The organism is Viscerimonas tarda, from assembly GCF_054601255.1.
This window is the reverse complement of sequence record NZ_BAAHWV010000142.1, coordinates 1-1,019: the sequence shown is the minus strand read 5'-3', so window position 1 is coordinate 1,019 and position 1,019 is coordinate 1. Positions and strand designations below refer to the sequence as shown.

The 1,019-nt window shown below is 44.9% G+C and carries 2 protein-coding genes; both read right to left on the bottom strand.

The features are described from left to right. Positions 1-541, bottom strand: a 541-nt coding sequence (traJ, locus tag ACYPWY_RS16380; protein WP_459686618.1) for a conjugative transposon protein TraJ, incomplete at its 3' end; no start/stop codon positions are given. A gap of 53 nt (positions 542-594) precedes the next feature. Next, a partial coding sequence (locus tag ACYPWY_RS16375; RefSeq protein WP_459686616.1) for a DUF4141 domain-containing protein occupies positions 595-1,019 on the bottom strand: 425 nt, incomplete at its 5' end.

The following is a 1,019-nucleotide window of genomic DNA, read 5'->3' as shown; positions in this document are numbered from 1 at the left end:
CCGCCGCCTGAAACAGTATTTCCAAGAGTTCGCGAAACCAATCTCTTATGCTCTTTTTCAGGTTGTACATTCCACGCTCGACATACATTCCCGACATCGTTACAAGGTCGCCCGGACTCCAGCCCAATTCGTCAAGCTGGCGGTCAAATTCTTCATTGCTGACAAGGTAGGCGGTTTCGGGATTACGCATCATGGCTTCATACTCCAACTTATCTTTTTGTTTGCGGTATTCGTTCATATCAAATGTCTGCGTTTCCAGCATCTGATTACAGCCTTTTACCACAGGCGAAAGAACAGTGTTCATCGTCCCCAATACAAAAGTCGGAAAGAACATGATACACAGCCCGATAACAAAAGGGCGAAGCAAGGGGTACACATCTATGGGTTCGGCGCGGGAAAGGGATTGCCAAACACGGTGAGCGACATAAAACAACGCACCCAATCCGGCAATTCCCTTTGCCACGCCTGCCATATTGCCACACAGCGGCATCATCTCGGTATAGAGATTGCGCAAAATTTGATGAAGATTATCAAAATCCATTTTTAACTGCTTTTTTTAATTCTCAATTTTCAACTTTCAACTTTCAATTGGAATTACCAATAGCGGTCGTTGGAATTTCCGTAAAGAGCGACAACGCGGTCGCTTTCTCCCGCTTTTTTTGCCCGCAAATACGAAATGGAAATGTTTTTGCGCGTGTAGTAATCCACCAAGTTCCGATGGCTTTTCAGGCGCTCATAGACATAGTTAATAATGTCCATCCGTTCGTGGTCGGTCATCGAAAGTCCGTTGATATTGACAACATCTTTCATTTCCAAAAGCATATTGGAACTTTCCTGCAACAAAACCGTGTAGCCGTTGGAAATGGCGACCAATTCCTCGTAACGGAAATTCGGGTCGGAAAGCATCTTTTGGAAGCTGTTTACATAAATGTCGCCGATTTCGCCCACCAGCAAAATGGCATCGCGGACTTTCTTTGCATCCTTTACCAAATCGTGTATGGCTTTGAGTTTGTCGTAAT